At 59.0% G+C, this 15,349-nt stretch carries 14 protein-coding genes, 1 pseudogene and 1 riboswitch; of the genes and pseudogenes, 6 read left to right on the top strand and 9 right to left on the bottom strand.

Annotated elements, in window-relative coordinates; all coding sequences use genetic code 11:
* Positions 1 to 525 precede the first annotated feature (525 nt).
* The 7 genes from RS897_RS03980 to RS897_RS04010 form a co-directional block, all read right to left on the bottom strand.
* Entirely contained in the window at positions 526 to 2,169 is a 1,644-nt protein-coding gene (locus RS897_RS03980) for a dipeptide ABC transporter ATP-binding protein (RefSeq protein ID WP_315835299.1), read from the bottom strand.
* Entirely contained in the window at positions 2,169 to 3,002 is an 834-nt protein-coding gene (locus RS897_RS03985; RefSeq protein ID WP_315835300.1) for an ABC transporter permease, read from the bottom strand. The genes RS897_RS03980 and RS897_RS03985 overlap by 1 nt, the downstream gene beginning before the upstream one ends.
* A complete protein-coding gene (locus RS897_RS03990; protein ID WP_315835301.1) occupies positions 2,999 to 3,970 on the bottom strand; it encodes an ABC transporter permease in 972 nt (323 codons plus the stop codon). Before RS897_RS03990 ends, RS897_RS03985 begins: the two co-directional genes overlap by 4 nt.
* Positions 3,971 to 3,987: 17 nt before the next feature.
* On the bottom strand, positions 3,988 to 4,782 hold the full coding sequence (locus RS897_RS03995; protein ID WP_315835302.1) for a phosphodiesterase: 795 nt from the start codon (positions 4,780 to 4,782) through the stop codon (positions 3,988 to 3,990).
* Between the two features lie 13 nt (positions 4,783 to 4,795).
* A complete protein-coding gene (locus RS897_RS04000; RefSeq protein ID WP_315835303.1) occupies positions 4,796 to 6,364 on the bottom strand; it encodes an ABC transporter substrate-binding protein in 1,569 nt (522 codons plus the stop codon).
* Positions 6,365 to 6,453: 89 nt separating this feature from the next.
* Positions 6,454 to 7,365: a LysR substrate-binding domain-containing protein gene (locus RS897_RS04005; protein WP_315835304.1), complete on the bottom strand. Its 912-nt coding sequence runs from the start codon at positions 7,363 to 7,365 to the stop codon at positions 6,454 to 6,456.
* Between the two features lie 823 nt (positions 7,366 to 8,188).
* Entirely contained in the window at positions 8,189 to 9,073 is an 885-nt protein-coding gene (locus RS897_RS04010) for an NAD-dependent epimerase/dehydratase family protein (protein ID WP_315835305.1), read from the bottom strand.
* A 92-nt stretch (positions 9,074 to 9,165) separates the two neighbouring features.
* On the opposite strand from RS897_RS04010, the pseudogene RS897_RS42445 reads away from it, so the two are divergent.
* From RS897_RS42445 to RS897_RS42455, 3 genes and pseudogenes are all read left to right on the top strand, one after another.
* Positions 9,166 to 9,309 (top strand): annotated as a pseudogene (locus RS897_RS42445) (helix-turn-helix domain-containing protein); the annotation flags it as partial.
* 6 nt (positions 9,310 to 9,315) lie between these two features.
* Positions 9,316 to 9,729 carry a LysR substrate-binding domain-containing protein gene (locus RS897_RS42450; protein ID WP_484481520.1) on the top strand — a complete coding sequence of 138 codons (414 nt, stop codon included), beginning with the start codon at positions 9,316 to 9,318 and terminating at the stop codon, positions 9,727 to 9,729.
* The gene (locus RS897_RS42455; protein WP_484481521.1) at positions 9,726 to 10,097 is read left to right on the top strand and encodes a LysR substrate-binding domain-containing protein; all 372 of its coding nucleotides are present in this window, start codon (positions 9,726 to 9,728) and stop codon (positions 10,095 to 10,097) included. The genes RS897_RS42450 and RS897_RS42455 overlap by 4 nt, the downstream gene beginning before the upstream one ends.
* A gap of 97 nt (positions 10,098 to 10,194) precedes the next feature.
* Positions 10,195 to 10,291, bottom strand: a riboswitch (glycine riboswitch).
* Between the two features lie 151 nt (positions 10,292 to 10,442).
* On the opposite strand, the gene RS897_RS04020 is transcribed toward RS897_RS42455, so the two are convergent.
* Together RS897_RS04020 and RS897_RS04025 are read right to left on the bottom strand one after the other, a co-directional pair.
* Positions 10,443 to 10,925, bottom strand: coding sequence for a GNAT family N-acetyltransferase (locus tag RS897_RS04020; RefSeq protein WP_315835306.1), 483 nt, complete (start codon positions 10,923 to 10,925; stop codon positions 10,443 to 10,445).
* 107 nt (positions 10,926 to 11,032) lie between these two features.
* Positions 11,033 to 11,872, bottom strand: a complete 840-nt coding sequence (locus tag RS897_RS04025; protein WP_315835307.1) for an NAD(P)-dependent oxidoreductase — start codon at positions 11,870 to 11,872, stop codon at positions 11,033 to 11,035.
* Positions 11,873 to 12,183: 311 nt separating this feature from the next.
* On the opposite strand from RS897_RS04025, the gene RS897_RS04030 reads away from it, so the two are divergent.
* The 3 genes from RS897_RS04030 (at position 12,184) to RS897_RS04040 (ending at position 15,349) form a co-directional block, all read left to right on the top strand.
* Positions 12,184 to 13,035: a fumarylacetoacetate hydrolase family protein gene (locus RS897_RS04030; protein WP_315835308.1), complete on the top strand. Its 852-nt coding sequence runs from the start codon at positions 12,184 to 12,186 to the stop codon at positions 13,033 to 13,035.
* Positions 13,036 to 13,174: 139 nt separating this feature from the next.
* A complete protein-coding gene (locus RS897_RS04035) occupies positions 13,175 to 13,972 on the top strand; it encodes a transporter substrate-binding domain-containing protein (protein ID WP_315835309.1) in 798 nt (265 codons plus the stop codon).
* A 372-nt stretch (positions 13,973 to 14,344) separates the two neighbouring features.
* Positions 14,345 to 15,349, top strand: a complete 1,005-nt coding sequence (locus RS897_RS04040; RefSeq protein ID WP_315835310.1) for a TRAP transporter substrate-binding protein — start codon at positions 14,345 to 14,347, stop codon at positions 15,347 to 15,349.

Consider the following 15,349-nt stretch of genomic DNA (forward strand, 5'->3'; position numbering starts at 1 on the left):
CGCAACCACCGATCCCGACATTCGCCAATGAGTGGGAGGGCACAATACTTTCAGATGTAGAACGCAGACCTAACGTGAGACGATCGGCTCAGAGCAGTCAATATCAGTATCGGTCAGCAATGCATCGCACGTTCCAGAACCTCTTTAGTCGTTTAGCGAGCGCAGCGGACCTAGAGACTCTTCGTGACGCCATGGCTCAGACCGCCACCGCGCTCGAGCTGACTTGCTTCGCCTACCTTTCCATACCGCGCCAGCAGCTTGGGAGATCGGGGTGCAGACTGGGCATTTTCGCGGCATACCGTCGCCACCTATCTCGAGAACGGCAACCTATGTGGCTGTCGACTGCATAAGTCGTTAACTCGATCTGATTGGTCAAAGGCAACGCCTCAACTTTGCTGCGCCACAGCGGGCTGCGGTCTCGAAGCCATCAAGGCCTGCGCGGCACCAGGGGCGAGGCCCCTTCCGTAAAGTGGCAAGGCCATTCTGGGTCGGGCTCGTCGCGCCGGGTGACGAGCAGGAACAAGATCAAGCCGTTGCCGGCGCCATTGCGGTCGGTGGGATGCGCCTCATGAAGTTTTGACCGGGAACGGCACCGAGCAGCTTCTTCGTATAGGCGTGTCGAGGCCTGTCGAAAATGTTCATCGGCGTGCCCTCCTCAACAATTCTGCCGCTCTCAAGCACGATGAGCCGATCGCAGATCCGAGCGGCCAGGCGCAGATCATGCGTTATGAAGAGAACGCTGAATCTCAGCCTCTCCTGAAGACATTTGAGAAGATCGATCATATCGGCTTGAGTGGCGACATCCAGCGCCGAGACAGCTTCGTCAGCGACCAGGATTTTCGGTTCGAGCGCCAGGGCACGCGCAAGGCAAATGCGCTGGCGCTGGCCTCCCGAAAAGGCGTGCGGGAGCCGATCGACGCTCTGAGGGTCGAGTTGGACCATCGTAAAGATGTCGAGCACCCGTCGTCGGGCGGCTGGAGCTGTCATTCTGAATGCGCGCTGGAGATCACGCTGGATTACCCACCCAACGGGGTGCCTCGGGTTGAGCGAGGCGGTGGGGTCCTGAAAAATCATCTGAAGATGAGGCCGAAAGCGTTGCAGGGAGCGCTCGGTCATCCCGGCGATGTCGACACCATCAACAAACACCTCTCCTTTACTCGGCTTGCTCAGTCGGAGAATACAACGTCCGACAGTCGACTTCCCCGAGCCCGAGCCACCGACGAGCCCAAGAGTCTCGCCGGATCGAAGCTCGAAATTGATTCGATCAACAGCCTTCGTCGAGCGGGCACCTCGAAAGAAGCCCCCGCGCTGGTCAAACTGCCGAGAGAGATTGCGCACTCTGAGCCTGAGATCGACATTCCCTTCCATGTCTTTCAGTCGCGGAGGCGATTCCGCTCGAGTTTCAATCCTCGCCAGCTTGAGCAGTTGCTGCGTGTATACCTCGCGTGGATTTGCAAGGAGCTCGGAGGCTGCTCCCTGCTCGACAAGTCTGCCTGCATTGAGGACGACCACCTCGTCCGCGACATCCGCGACAATGCCGAAGTCGTGGGTGATCAGGAGAACACCCATATTTCGCGTCTCTTGCAGGCGCTTCAGCAATGCGAGAACCGTAGCTTGCGTTAGAACGTCGAGCGCTGTCGTCGGTTCATCTGCCACAAGGAGCGCGGGACGTCTTGCGATCGCGATCGCGATCATGACCCGCTGACGCTGGCCTCCGGACAATTGGAACGGATATCGCCGCACCAATTGAACCGGATCCGGCAGATCAACTTCCGCAAGAAGGTCGAGAATCTCCGCCCGTCGGAGAGCACCGCGCGAAACCGTCGCCTCCGCAATCTGATCGCCAATCGTCATGAGTGGATTCAGGGCGGCCATCGGGTCCTGAAAGATCATGGCGAGCTGTGACGCCCGGAAGGGGCGCATTTTCTTGTCATTCAGAAAGGGAAGAGACTTGCAAGAGAGGCGGATTGATCCGGCAGTATGGGAAAGCGTGGTCGGCAGCAAGCCCATGACAGCCTGTGCCAAGACACTCTTCCCGGAACCTGAACGCCCCACCACACATGTGGTTTTGCCCTCCGAGACGGCAAGGCTCACCTGCTCGACGGCATGCTGTCGCTCCGATCCAACGGGCAACGATATCGAGAGATTGTCGATCGTAAGAAGGCTCATCAGGACAATGACCGGGTACGTTTCGGATCAAGATGCTGCCGCAGCCCTGCCGCGATCAAATTGATCGCGAGGATCGTCAAAAAGATCGCCAGACCGGGGAAAACCGCCGCCCACCAAGCGAGGCGAACAATCGACCTGGAAGCGCCAACCATATAGCCCCAGCTCATCAGATTCGGATCGCTCAAGCCCAGGAAACTCATGCTGGATTCAAGCAGAATGGCATTCGCCATCAAGATTGCGGTGTAGGTGACCACAACCGGAAGCGTATTGGGGATGATATCTCGGCACAGGATCGAAAAATCCGCGTGCCCCGCCAGGCGAGAGGCCTGCACGTATTCTCGCGTCCTAAGCGACAGGACTTCCGCCCGCACAATTCGGGCCACGGGAGCCCAACTCACGGCGACAATCGCGATGACGATCGCCCAGATCGAAGGCTCGAAAATCGCAACAAGCGTGATGGCGAATATGAAGCCGGGGATGGTCTGAAAAAGCTCCGATACCTGCATCAAGAAGCGATCGGCGACACCGCCGAAATAGCCTGCCGGAGCGCCGACGGTTATCCCGATCACAAGCGAGGCCACGCTCGAGACGAGGCTGATCAACATTGACGTTCGCGCACCGTGCGCGACCCCAGCCGCAATGTCACGACCAAGATTGTCCGTGCCCAGGAGATCATTCAGGCTCGGCGGCTGCAACGGCGCACTCGCCATATTCCACGGCCCGGCCGGTGCGACCCAGTCAGCGAAAAGCGCAATGGCCAGGACGATCAGTAGAATGAGACCGCCGATGAGGAGCCCACCGTGGCGCCGGATGACGTCGAACCTGCGCGTCACGGCTGCGCTCCAATGCGGGGATCGGCCGCGCTGTAGAGCAGATCAACGCAGACATTGATCGCAACGACCATCACAGACGTCGCCAGGAATATCCCAAGCAGCAGGTTATAGTCGCGGTGCATGAGGGAATCGAAAGCCAGCGACCCAAGACCCGGCCAGGCAAAGACCGTCTCGATGAGCACGCTGCCGCCCAGGAGGTAGCCCGCCTGAATTCCAGCCAGCGTGATCACGGGGAGAATGGCGTTGGGTAAAATGTGCGCATAGGCGATGCGCCAAGGACTGAGCGCCTTTGCGCGCGCCGTCTTGATGAAGTCCTGGGAGGCGATCTCGATCATCGAAGCTCGCGTGGTCTGTGTATAAAGTGCGGCATAAACCAAACCGAGCGTCGCCGATGGCAGCACAAGATGAGCGATGAGATCGCGAATATATGCCAGGCCTGCGAGCGATTCATTGACGGTGGTCATTCCGAAGGGCGGCAGCCAGTTCAACCAGGTCGAGAACAGAAGGATACTGAGCAGGGCGGCCCAAAACGTAGGCGCCGCATACAGCGCCATGGCGACAGCGCAAATCACGCCGTCCAGCCACGTCCCGGCGAACAGCGCGGCAATCACACCGAACGTCACCCCAACAGCGAGCGCAAAGACAAAAGCCGTTCCAGTCAGCAGCAAGGTTGCGGGAAGCCGCTCCGTGATCAGTGACGCAACGCTTCGCTGATTACGATAGCTATACCCGAGGTCGAGCTTCGCCAAGCGCTGCATGTAGGTGGCGAACTGTTCGGCCAACGGACGATCAAGCCCGAAATCGGCTCGCAACTGCGCTAGATATTTCTCGTCCGCCGCGCCAGCCTCGCCTGCCATGATGCTGGCTGGATCTCCCGGCGCAAGATGTACGAGGGCGAAATTGAGACATGCGACGATACCGACGACGGCCAACCCGCGAACGAGCTGCGACATGAGATAATGAAGCATCGACGCAACCTTACGGTTCAAGCGAACGGAAATGGGCCGGGATAAGCGCCGATGTAACTCGTATGGGTGACTAACCCATCGCCGTCAGTCCAGTGATGCAGCAAGCAAGCCGCCGGCTCAAGATAAGAGTTCGGCTTCGCATCCTCGCGGAGAGCTAGGGCGATTTGTGTCGCAGTACTCGGGCACGTCGTGACCAGCGTTCCGCACCACAGCTTCTGCATGCCGCGGTGCACGTGCCCACACAGGATACGTTCAATATTGGAGTACGAAGCGATGACGCTCGCCAGCCGCTCGGGTTCCATACACATGTATTTGTCGAGATACGGGACTGAGCAGGAGAAAGGAGGCTGGTGCATCAAGAGGACGGTTGGCTTGTGCCTGTCCCGGGCCAGGGTCTCATCCAGCCAGGAAAGCGAGTTTTGCTCAAGATGACCGTGGTGGGCGCCGGGCACGGTAACATCGAACGCGATCACCTTGACCGGCAGCGCGTCGTAGACGTAGTTGACGGGGCCCGTCTGAGGCATATAGCGGTGCTGGGGGAAGCCGGCACGTAATCGATCCCTGTCGTCGTGGTTGCCGGGAATGAGGATCAGAGGCGCGCTCACCTCCGCGAGAATTCGGCGCGCAACCCCGTACTGGGTGTCCGCTCCATCTTCCACAACGTCGCCGGTCAACACGACAAGATCCGGCTGAGGAAACAGGCTGTTGACGTGCCTGACGGCGGCCATCGCCATTTCGTTGGTGGAGACGACACCTTTATAGAGGGCGCCGTCATCACAGATGTGCAGATCGGAAATCTGAGCGATCAGCATGGCGATACTTCGGCTATTTGGAGAGGTAGACAGCTTCGAAGCTGTCATTGACGCCGATCCCTGTGCTAACCAGGCCGTGGACGCGCTTGTTGGTGAAGGTGAGAAACTTCATCTCGAGCAGCCAGAGCACCGGAACATCCTCGACAAGAAGCTTTTGCACTTTGGCGTAGAGCTCGGCCCGCTTGTTGTCCGAGGGAGACACCGCGGCTTCGTTGAAGAGGGCATCCACCTCCGGGTTGACGTAGCCCATCGTGTTGTTGAGCAGCACGCCGCGCTTGATGTTGGACGACAGGTAGGTCCGCGAAACGCCAAGGGCCGGGTCGCCATATTGATACGTATAGTCAAAGGTTATCTGGTAATCCCAGTTGGCCACGCGCTGGGCCCAGGCGCCCGCATCGGTAGTTTCCAGCGTCGTCTCGACGCCGATCTTTGCCCAGGCTTGTTTGGCGTACTCCGCCAAACGCGTCCATGTCTCGCCATAGGGCATGACGAGCAGCTTGATCGCAGCGCGCTTGCCGTCTGTTTTGCGGGGCAGCCCCATCTCATCGAGCAGGCCCTCGGCCTTTTTGAGATCGAAGTCGTAGCGTTTGACATCGTCGGAGTAAAAGCGCGTGGTCGATGAGATCGGACCCGTAGCGATTTTGCCTTGGCCGAAGAACAGCCGGTCCCGGATGAATGTTCGGTCTAGCGCATAGAGCAGGGCTTGGCGGAACCGTTTGTCACCGAAGGGCGGGACCCGGTGGTTGATCTCCATCCAGGCATGGGGGGAGAAGAACTCGTAGCCCATGTCGGTATAGTTCAGGGCCGGATTGGCGCGCAGGGCAGGAAGATCAAACCATTCGACGTTATCGAAGCTGGACAACTGGGTTTCGCCGCTTTCTAAGGCGATCCGGCGCGATGCGGCATCGGGGATGACCCGAAAGACGATCTGGTCGAGATATGGCAGGCCAGGCTTCCAATAGTCGTCGTTTCTAACAAGCCGAATGTATTGGCCGCGCTTCCATTCGCCGAACTTGAAAGGGCCCGTTCCGATTGGCGTCTGGTTGGCCGGGTTGCTGCGATAGTCCGTTCCCTCATAAAGATGCTTCGGAATCATCGGTGCGCTGCCCATTTCGAACGCACCAAGGAATGGCGCGAACGGCTCCTTCAACCGAAAGACGACAGTGTGGGGATCGGGTGCCGAAGCTTCCTGGACGCGAGAAAACGTCAGCCGCGCGCGCGGATTGGTTTCAGGCAGGAAAGTCATACAACTGAACAGAACATCATCGGCCGTGAACGGCTTGCCGTCATGCCAACGGACGTTTTCCTGCAATTTGAAAGTATAAGTCAGTCCATCGTCCGAAACCGTCCAGCTCTTCGCAAGGACAGGCTGGGGTTTCAGGTCGAAGCCGTAGGTCAACAGGCTCTGGTAAATCTTGCCGGCGACGGTCTGTGTTGGGCCTTGAATATTGACACCCACCATGAGGATCGGGGGCTCCGGCTGAATGATAGCCGTGAGCGTCCCACCACGCTCCTGTGCATAAGCAGCCGCGCCGAAAAACGCTAGAACTCCAGAAAGAATGACGACAGAAAGCGGGCGCACGCGACGTCTCCTGAGAATGACCGTGCGAAACTTTGCGCAGCGCCGACTGGCGAAGAAAACAAAATAAAATTTACGGCCGGAAAAATAAATTAATGCGCTGCCGCCTGGCTGAGAAACCAGTGAGCCACCGCGTGTGCCTGGGCCGGCGCACTACGGGCGACCGCGATCCAGTAGGAGCAGTGCACGTCATAGACGCTGTCAGAAATGCGCGTCAGCACTCCCTGAGCAAGATCATCGGCGACCAAGACCCCGAAGGCCATCGCAATTCCCTGCCCTCTTCTAGCAGCCTCGATGTTCAGAAAGGTATTGCTCGCGACAGCGCCATACCGAAACTGGTCAGGATTTTGCCCATGTCGGCCAAACCAAGGTCGCCAATCCGGGAGGCTTCTTTCCATGTCGGGCGTTCGGTCCCGAAGCAGATCGATTGTCTTGATGTCATTGTAACTCAGGTTCGTACCGCCCCCAATGAGCTCTGTGCTGCAGACAGGGAACGCCTCCAAACGCATCAGAAGCGCAATGTCTTCGTCGATCGCCCGGCCGACGCCATAAACGACACGGACATCGCAGTCCGGCAGGCGTCCCTCCGGATCACCACCATAATAGGCTTTCAGCTCGAACTGCTGTGACGGGAATGCCTCCTGCAGCGCCCGCAAACGAGGAGAGAGCCAGCAAAATCCAAACGAGACGGGAACACCGATGACGATGGGCTGGCCATCCAATCGCGCGGCGTCAATGCCCTTGCGCAGTTGATGAAAGCCCGTTGTGACCCACACGGCAGCCTGCTTGCCAGCAGGGGTCAGGTCGAACGTCGTCTTGGATGAGCCAGGACCTCCTCGATCGACCAATCGTTTTCCAACGAACCGCTCCAAGACCCGCAGCTGATGATGGATTGCGGCTTCGGTCACATTGAGGTCGTGCGCGGCTATCGAAAAATCCTTCAATCGGCAAAGCGCGTCGAAAGCGCGCATGGCCGCGAGAGGTGGCAGACGATCGAAACTCATGATGGCTCAACACGAAGTCTAGCGAGGCATGGCGCAGCAGTCGGCGCGAGACGATTGCGCCAATCTGTATGAGTTTTTTGTGTCGCAGTGATGATCGCGGATCCAACCGGGTCGAGCAGCGTCGACGATATTAACCATCCTCGTGTAGCGCCGTCTCGAGGCCCGTTCGCGATCGGTAACATCGAGCGAGAATGAGCTTCCGATGCCGAGCCGAATGGCGAGCACAAGCTCAATCTTCGGAGCCCTGCTGGGCCGCCGGCCGGCAACTTTGTCGGCATTGGGCACTCGCATCTTTCGCAAGCCTTTAGAACAAGACGGGCCTGCTCAAGTTCAGACTTCGGGACAAATCGTACAATTTCGCCCATACGCGCTCCACGAAAGCGAACTTGGTGAGAATACCGACGCAAACATCATGCCAACCCCCGGGGGCAACTTTTCGTGCCCCTCGCAAATTTGCCCCACTTTTGGGCAGGCCGCGAACTATGAAGATCGGCAATATCGCTACACCATAGCCCTCCGATGATGGTCTGGGCCATCACGGTAATCGTTATGTCGCAGCAGGATCCACCATGGACGCCAGCAGCTTCCGGCCTTCCGAATTTTCTGCAATCTGTTCGTCAAGTTTAGCAATCTATTGCTGAACGCTGTCTTTCAAGTCCTCGCAAGGCTCAAGCTAGGCGACTCGGGCAGAGCGCACGCAATAGCTGGCGGACAGTCGAAAAAGGCGCAAGCTAGCGCTGTTCGGCCTTCGGACAAGAGATGCTACGGATCCAATGCCAAGCGTTCCTTGCCGTCAGCGCATCCGATGAGCGGTCGACGACGTTCAGGCGACGGCGCGTTCGATCCACGTTTCGGCGGATTTGTGCTGCGGGTTCCAACCGAGTGCGCGTGCTCGCTTGGCGCGAACGCGGCTATTCGAACCAAGGGCGAAGATAGCGACCTCACGACCCCATCGCGCGATTGCATCCTCGGTCGACATGGATTGCGCTTCGCCTAACCCGAGCGTCTGGCCGATGGCCTGCGCCATGTCTCGGAACGATGATTCGCCGTTTTCGACAAAGGCGAAGAAGCCCGTCGGCGCACGATCAAGGGCAAGCAGATAGAGATCGGCGACGTCCGCAATATGAACGGTGGACCAGCGGTTCAGACCTCGCCCGATGTGGTGGGCCGTCCCACTCTCGCGCGCTTCGTCGATCAGGCGGGGCAATTGCACGCTTCGAGCATTTGGGCCGAGCGCATCGCCATAGATAAGACTGTTGCACAGAACGATTGAACGCATGCCCGAGGCCGTCAACACCGCGTTATCGAGCGCCACTCGCGCCACCTTATCCGGTTCCGGAATGCGTGGCATATTTTCGTCGAATACGGCATCCGAGGGCTCGCCCCTAGCCTCATCCGCGACGATGCTGGTCCCGCTGGTGTGGATGAGTGTCTTTCCAGTACCGCTCAGCGCTGCGATCAAGGTGTCGGCCGCATGCCGATTGTCGCTGCTGGCGGCGTTGATGACGGCGTCGGCAGCTCGGGCCTCAACGGTCAGGAGCGTCGTATCGGCGAGCGTACTAAGTATGGGCTCTACGCCAAATTTGCGGCAGGCTTCCGCCTTTTGAGGGTCCCGTACAAGGCCCCTGACTGAATGGCCCGCTTGGACCAGCCGCGAGGCGACCGCCCCGCCGATAAAGCCGCTGGCTCCTGTAAGAAAGATCTTCATAACGCCCTCCATTGAATTGAATGCAACCATGGAGATCCGAAACCGGTGTGAATAGACTGTTCCGGCGCAATCTTGTTTGCTCCGGAGGCAACATGAAGAGAAACTCAGTCGACCGAGCCCGGGAGCTCGAGGTATTCACCGCGATCGTTGAGGCGGGTGGCGTATCCGCAGGGGGGCGAACGGTGGGCCTCTCGCCGTCAGGGGCGAGCCGAACGCTTCAGCGACTCGAGTGCCGCTTAGGGGTGCGGCTGCTGGTGCGTGCAAGCCGGGCGTTTCGCCTCACCGATGAAGGTGAGAGCTACTATCGGTCCGGCCGCCGCATATTGAACGACCTTGATGAGGTCGAGCAGACGCTTGGCGATCAAGCAGTGCCGCACGGGAGATTGCGAGTCTCATCGTCGATCACCTTCGGCCGAGTCGCTATTCTTCCGGCGCTCGGCACGTTCCAGCACGCATATCCGGGCATCTCAATGGAGTTGAGTCTCAGCGATCACATCGCCGATCTCAGCGCCGGAGAGGCGGATCTCGCCGTGCGGGTCGGCGATCTTCCCGACAGCGATCTCAAGGCGCGCAAGCTTGGGGAAAGCCGTCGCATCCTCGTGGCTTCGCCGAATATCTCGCTCGCAGCGGCACACCTATCACTCCAGAAGATCTGACCCATCATAACTGCCTTCGGTTTAGCTTTCGCACCCTACCCGCGACATGGCCATTCCGCCGAGGCGACGAAAACGTCGACATCGACATCGTCGGGAATATCGCTGTCGATAATGGTGACGCAATAATGCAGCTCGCGTTGGCTGGGCATGGCATCGCACGTGTCGGCCATTTCCATGTTAAGCGCGAACTAGAGGCTGGTCGACTCGTGCCTCTGCTTGAGGACTTCGACGCCGGGGAGACTGAGTCCTTTCATGCGGTTTTTGTCGCCGGACAAACTATTCCAGGGAGAGTGCGCGCCTTCGTGGATTTTTTCGCGGGCGCGTTGGGCACCCATGAGCGTGGACGAACGTCGGGATGGCCTCTGTGAGGCAGACGGCTCCTCATCGTGATCTGAATCCAGAGAATAGCGTGTGAACTCAATGCCCCCCCTCGGTGGGCGCACGAAGCGCCTCTCTCCAGATTGTCCAACGATGCAGTCCTTTTGCCTGAGAGTTTCCCCGGAGTTGCCCTTCGGCGCCGGCGCGGGAAAGGCCCCTCGCCGATCTCTCCCAACATCGTCTGATCGGACGTTGCGTATTTTCGCGGTGTCGTGTCGTCGTCCCTCCTTGGCAATGGAGCTAGATTGTCGGTCGAGACGAGCGGGTGGAACCACCGCAGGTTTGGCAGCGAGAGAGTAATACGTCGGCGACTCACATCGGCGATCACATAGCCCTTACCTGTCGACCATCCCGTGCTCGCTCGAGAGGTTGAGCCTCATGAAGACGCTATTCGGATCGAGAATATAGTCACCGAATGGTCCGCAGTTGAGGAATCCGAAGCGAGCATAAAGCGCGCGAGCGGACGCGAACATATCCATCGAACCCGTTTCCAGGCAGACACATTGATAGGAACGGGACCGCGCTTCAGCAATCATGTGCGTCAGCAAGGCAGCCGCCACTCCACGACGGCGATGCTCCGCAGCCGTGTGCATTGACTTTATCTCACCATGAGATCGGTCGAGCTCCTTGAGAGCGCCGCACCCCAGTAGACTTGCCCCATCCCATGCCGTCCAGAGCGTAACCTCCGGTGATCGCAGATAACTCAACTCCAGCGCATGAGCGCTTTCAGCGGGCGACCACCTTCTGCAATGCTCGAGGTGCGCCCGAAGAAGCGCAGTCACTTCGGAGCTTTGCAGGTTGTCAACGCGGATCTTCACGCTACCTTCCTCGGGCACGGTCAGTATGCGCTCTTCAGATTCATCACATCTCATGAGGGCATATTCCGTTCGTGATGTGAATATTGATGAGCAAGATTCCGGACATATCAAGCGAGCTGCTCGTAGACTTGTACAACCGCGGAATCATCGGCTTCTGCAAGTCCGCGCACGACGGCTGCCTGGAATACCTGCAATGCCGTGGCAGCCAGGAAGGCGGGAACGCCGGCGTCACGCGCAGCATTCAAAACGATCGCAAGATCTTTTGTGAACAATTTCATTGCGCTTTTGGTGGTAAAGTCGTTGTCGCGCATGCGTGGCGCGCGGGTGGTAAACATAGATGACTGAGCGGCTCCCGCGCCGATCACTTCCATCAGCATATCGGGATCGACCCCGGCGGATCTGGCGAACGCAAACGCCTCGGCCGCGGCGACGATATGTACGCCGCACAGCAACTGGTTCACGGCCTTAACTAGACTTCCTTGTCCGACCTCTGACCCGACATAATAGATCCGCCCGAGGTGCTGTAAAACCGGTGTGGCCTTGGCCAGGGCTTGATTGCTGCCGGAAGCCATAATGGCGAGGCGACCACCTTCCGCTCCCGCGACGCCGCCGCTCACTGGCGCATCCAAGAAGAGATGGCGGGGTAAAAGCTTCGCCAGCGCACGCGCATCGTGTGGCGAGACTGTAGCACCAAGAATCACGAGTCCTTCCGGCGCGAGCCGACCGGCCATTGAGGCGACGACAGCATGGGCTTGGGCCACGTTGGTTACCATGACGATCGCAACGTCGGCGCCGTCGGCGGCGTTAGCAACAGAATCGGCAGCATGACCGCCAGCGTCCACGAGCGCGGCACATCGGCGATCTGCAACATCAAAGCCGGTCACGGCAATACCTGCTTGTAGCAGCCTCTTCGTCATTGGAAGGCCCATCGCGCCAAGTCCGATCATCGTGCATTTCATCGTGTGCCCTCGCATCGCGTCAGAAACGCTACGCGCAGATGGGACAGCCGTCTGCGATCGCGGGAGGAAGTAAACACTCAGGATCCCAATATTTTGCGTGGAATCGATCGCGACCAATTGGTCAATTGGGATGGTCGGGCAATCAGAACCGGGAACGAGACCAAAATTGGCATTGGCTGCGTCGAGGACGCGCAAGGCATTCTAACGACGACCAAAACGCAGCGGCCGAATTCGGTTCCCAATAGCGCCCTTTGCGCGTTGAATCCAGTTCGATTGGCTGTGAGCAATGGAGAACAACAATGAAGCTCGTTCGCTTTGGAAAGTCCGGGTTCGAGCGCCCGGGTGTGCTGATGGGTGATGGGTCGATCCGCGACGTGTCGAATCTCGTTCCCGACTTTGACCCGGTAAGTTTCCAGTCCGGTGCCTTGGAGAAGCTGCGGTCGGCCGATCTTTCGACTCTCCCCGTCGTCGATCCGACTGTGCGCCTGGGGGCGCCGGTCGCCAGGCCCGGCAAGCTGATCGGCGTCGGCCTCAACTATGCAGATCATGCCGCAGAAGCCGGGCACGAGATTCCGCCCGAGCCGATCTTCTTTCTCAAAGCCACGAGCGCAATCAACGGGCCCCATGATCCGATCGTGCTGCCGCGCAACTCGCGGAAGGCCGATTGGGAGATCGAGCTGGCATTCGTTGTCGGAAAGACGGCGCGCTACGTCGAGGTGGCCAATGCGCTCGAACACGTGGCCGGCTACACGCTGCTGAACGATGTCTCTGAACGCGAAATGCAGCTCGAACGCGGCTCGCAATGGACCAAGGGGAAGAGCTGCGACACGTTCGCGCCGCTCGGACCCTGGCTGGTCACGCCGGAGGACATCGCCGACCCGCAGGCGATCGACTTGCAACTGGCTGTCAACAACATACCTCGTCAGACCGGCTCCACACGGACCATGGTCTGGAGCGTGGCAGAGCTCGTCTCGTTCTTGAGCACCATCTTCACCCTGCATCCCGGAGACGTCGTCGGTACGGGAACGCCCCCTGGAGTTGGAAACGGTATGAAGCCGCCGGTTTATCTGAAGGCCGGCGATGTCCTGACCGTCAAAGGTGCCGGCTTGGGTGAACAACGCTCCGCAGTTTGGGACGAGACGAACTCTTGATGCGAACCTGGTGCCTCGCGGACGAATATCCGTACGGCACCAAGTAGCTCGGGTACCGAACTTCATCGTTGGTACGCATCTTGCTACGATTCGCTCTGTCCATTTGGGGGGCGGAGAGGTCCAACTTGTAGGTGAGGTCATGAACCGCTTTCATCGATCTGGAATGGCAATTGTTGCCGTATGCACGCTGCTCAGCTTCGCGATTTCGGCCGCTTTGGCGCAAACTCCGGACGATATTGCGAAGAAGGGAAAGCTTGTCGTCGGAATGCTGGTTGATGCGCCACCTTTTGGCACCACCGATAAAAACCTTGAGCCGGATGGCTTTGACGCCGATCTCGCGAAGAGACTTGCCAAGTTTCTCGGCGTCGCCATTGAAATCGTTCCCCTGACGCCGCCCACGCGAATCCCGGCCCTCACCAGCGGGCGCATTGACATTCTTGTCGCAAGTTTTGCCGTCACACCCGAGCGGGCGAGGCAGGTGTGGTTCACCAATCCCTACAACGCGCTCGATATGGTCCTGCTCGCGCCGAAGAGCCGACCGATCCGGTCGGCATCCGATCTGGCGGGATTGAAGATTGGGACAACGCGCGGCAGCCTTCATGAGGCATTGATCACCAAGCTGGCGCCGCAGACATCCCAAATCATTCGCTTTGACGACGATGCGACTGCCTATCAGGCGCTGCTGGCGAAACAGGTTGATACCCTCGGCATCGCTGGAGCACTTGCGGCAGAAGTCATGAAAGCCAATCCGGCCGCAGATCTGGAAACCAAGATTCTGCTTCAGCGCACGCCCGTCAGCATGGCCATTCGGCGTGGCGAAACCGAATTGCTGCGTTGGCTCAACAGCACCATTTTCGCCATGAAGAACAACGGTGAGCTGGACGAACTGCATCGCAAATGGCTCGACAGCCCATCGCCCGACCTGCCGAGTTTCTGATCGACGTTCCAGCGACAGATTGGGCGAAATGTCGCGCTTGCTGCACGCGTAGGCGATGTCATGAGATGATGCTCCGTGCGGTTGTCGTCCCGATCCATCATGAACTCCTCCGCCGCGTCCGGTCCGGTCATGGCCCGGGCGATCGCAATATTTTCTTCGAGCGCAATCGTCACCAAGAGGCTTGGCCCTGGTCGTAGGCCGAAGCTCCTGAGAACCAATCCCTCGATTGGCTGCGGCTAATTCCCCCTAACGTTCTACCGATGCGATGGAATGGACCTTCACATCGGCATTTGCCCTGCCTTGCACGCGCATCACAATGAGAGATCGGCCACTGGATGGTCGTTTCACCATAAGCGCGTGAGAGAGCCCGCAATGAAGCGTTCCCGTCGAAAGTTCATGCTTGGTGCGGTTGCCACCGCCGTCGCAGCTCACGGTCCTACGTCGAGCGCCGCAGAGATGACATTCAAGTTCGGCAACAGCCTGCCGGCGGGGCATCCAGTGAACCAGGGTCTTGCGAAGGCATCGGAACGCATTGCCGCCCTCACCAATGGAATCGTCAAGATACGCATATTTCCCAACAATCAGTTGGGGTCGGACACCGACATGCTCAGCCAGGTGCGTTCCGGCGCGTTAGAAATGCTGAGTACGTCGGGTATCTCGCTTGCGGCGTTCGTCCCGGTCGCCGCGATCGGGGCCACCGGCTTTGCTTTCAGCGGCTATGAGCGCATTTGGCCGGCGATGGATGGCGCGCTGGGCGCATACGTTCGCGACGAAATCGCCAAGGTCGGGGTCACACCCATGCGGCGCATGTGGGACAACGGAATCAAGCACATTACGACCCGCGGCCGCCCGGTGCATGAGCCCAAGGATCTCGAAGGCCTCAAGTTGCGCGTTGTCGTTTCACCGATCACGACGTCACTATTCCAGTCGCTCGGCGCGGCACCGCTGGCGATCAACTTCGGAGAGGTCTACTCGGCGCTCCAAACCGGGATTGCAGACGGCCAAGACAATCCGCTGGCAACGATCGAGATTTCGAAATTCTATGAAGTACAGAAATACCTCGCCATCACGGCGCACAACTGGGACGGTTTCTGGCTGATTGCCAATCGCCGTTTCTGGGACCGGTTGCCGAGCGACGTGCGAGCCATCGTCGGCGACGAGCTCGATAAGTCGGCACTGGAGCAGCGCCAGGCGCTGCAGTCCATTGCCGTCTCGCTCGAGGCAACGCTGTCGGATCGCGGGATGATCGTGACAAGGCCGGAGAGAGCGGCGTTCGAAAACAAGCTGCGTCACTCGGACTATTACTCTGGTTGGAGGGACCGCTTTGGAGCAACGGCATGGCGCATTCTTGAGAGCGCCGCCGGCGTCGATCTGTAG

Origin of the sequence: Bradyrhizobium prioriisuperbiae (assembly GCF_032397745.1) — a bacterium.
GTDB classification, from domain to species: domain Bacteria; phylum Pseudomonadota; class Alphaproteobacteria; order Rhizobiales; family Xanthobacteraceae; genus Bradyrhizobium_A; species Bradyrhizobium_A prioriisuperbiae.

Bases quoted from the DNA above. Each gene is read 5' to 3' on its own strand.
- RS897_RS03980 (WP_315835299.1), bottom strand. From the start codon at position 2,169: ATGAGCCTTCTTACGATCGACAATCTCTCGATATCGTTGCCCGTTGGA.
- RS897_RS04030 (WP_315835308.1), top strand. From the start codon at position 12,184: ATGAAGCTCGTTCGCTTTGGAAAGTCCGGGTTCGAGCGCCCGGGTGTG.
- RS897_RS04040 (WP_315835310.1), top strand. From the start codon at position 14,345: ATGAAGCGTTCCCGTCGAAAGTTCATGCTTGGTGCGGTTGCCACCGCC.
- RS897_RS03990 (WP_315835301.1), bottom strand. From the start codon at position 3,970: ATGCTTCATTATCTCATGTCGCAGCTCGTTCGCGGGTTGGCCGTCGTC.
- RS897_RS04025 (WP_315835307.1), bottom strand. From the start codon at position 11,872: ATGATCGGACTTGGCGCGATGGGCCTTCCAATGACGAAGAGGCTGCTA.
- RS897_RS03995 (WP_315835302.1), bottom strand. From the start codon at position 4,782: ATGCTGATCGCTCAGATTTCCGATCTGCACATCTGTGATGACGGCGCC.
- RS897_RS04005 (WP_315835304.1), bottom strand. From the start codon at position 7,365: ATGAGTTTCGATCGTCTGCCACCTCTCGCGGCCATGCGCGCTTTCGAC.
- RS897_RS04010 (WP_315835305.1), bottom strand. From the start codon at position 9,073: ATGAAGATCTTTCTTACAGGAGCCAGCGGCTTTATCGGCGGGGCGGTC.
- RS897_RS04035 (WP_315835309.1), top strand. From the start codon at position 13,175: ATGAACCGCTTTCATCGATCTGGAATGGCAATTGTTGCCGTATGCACG.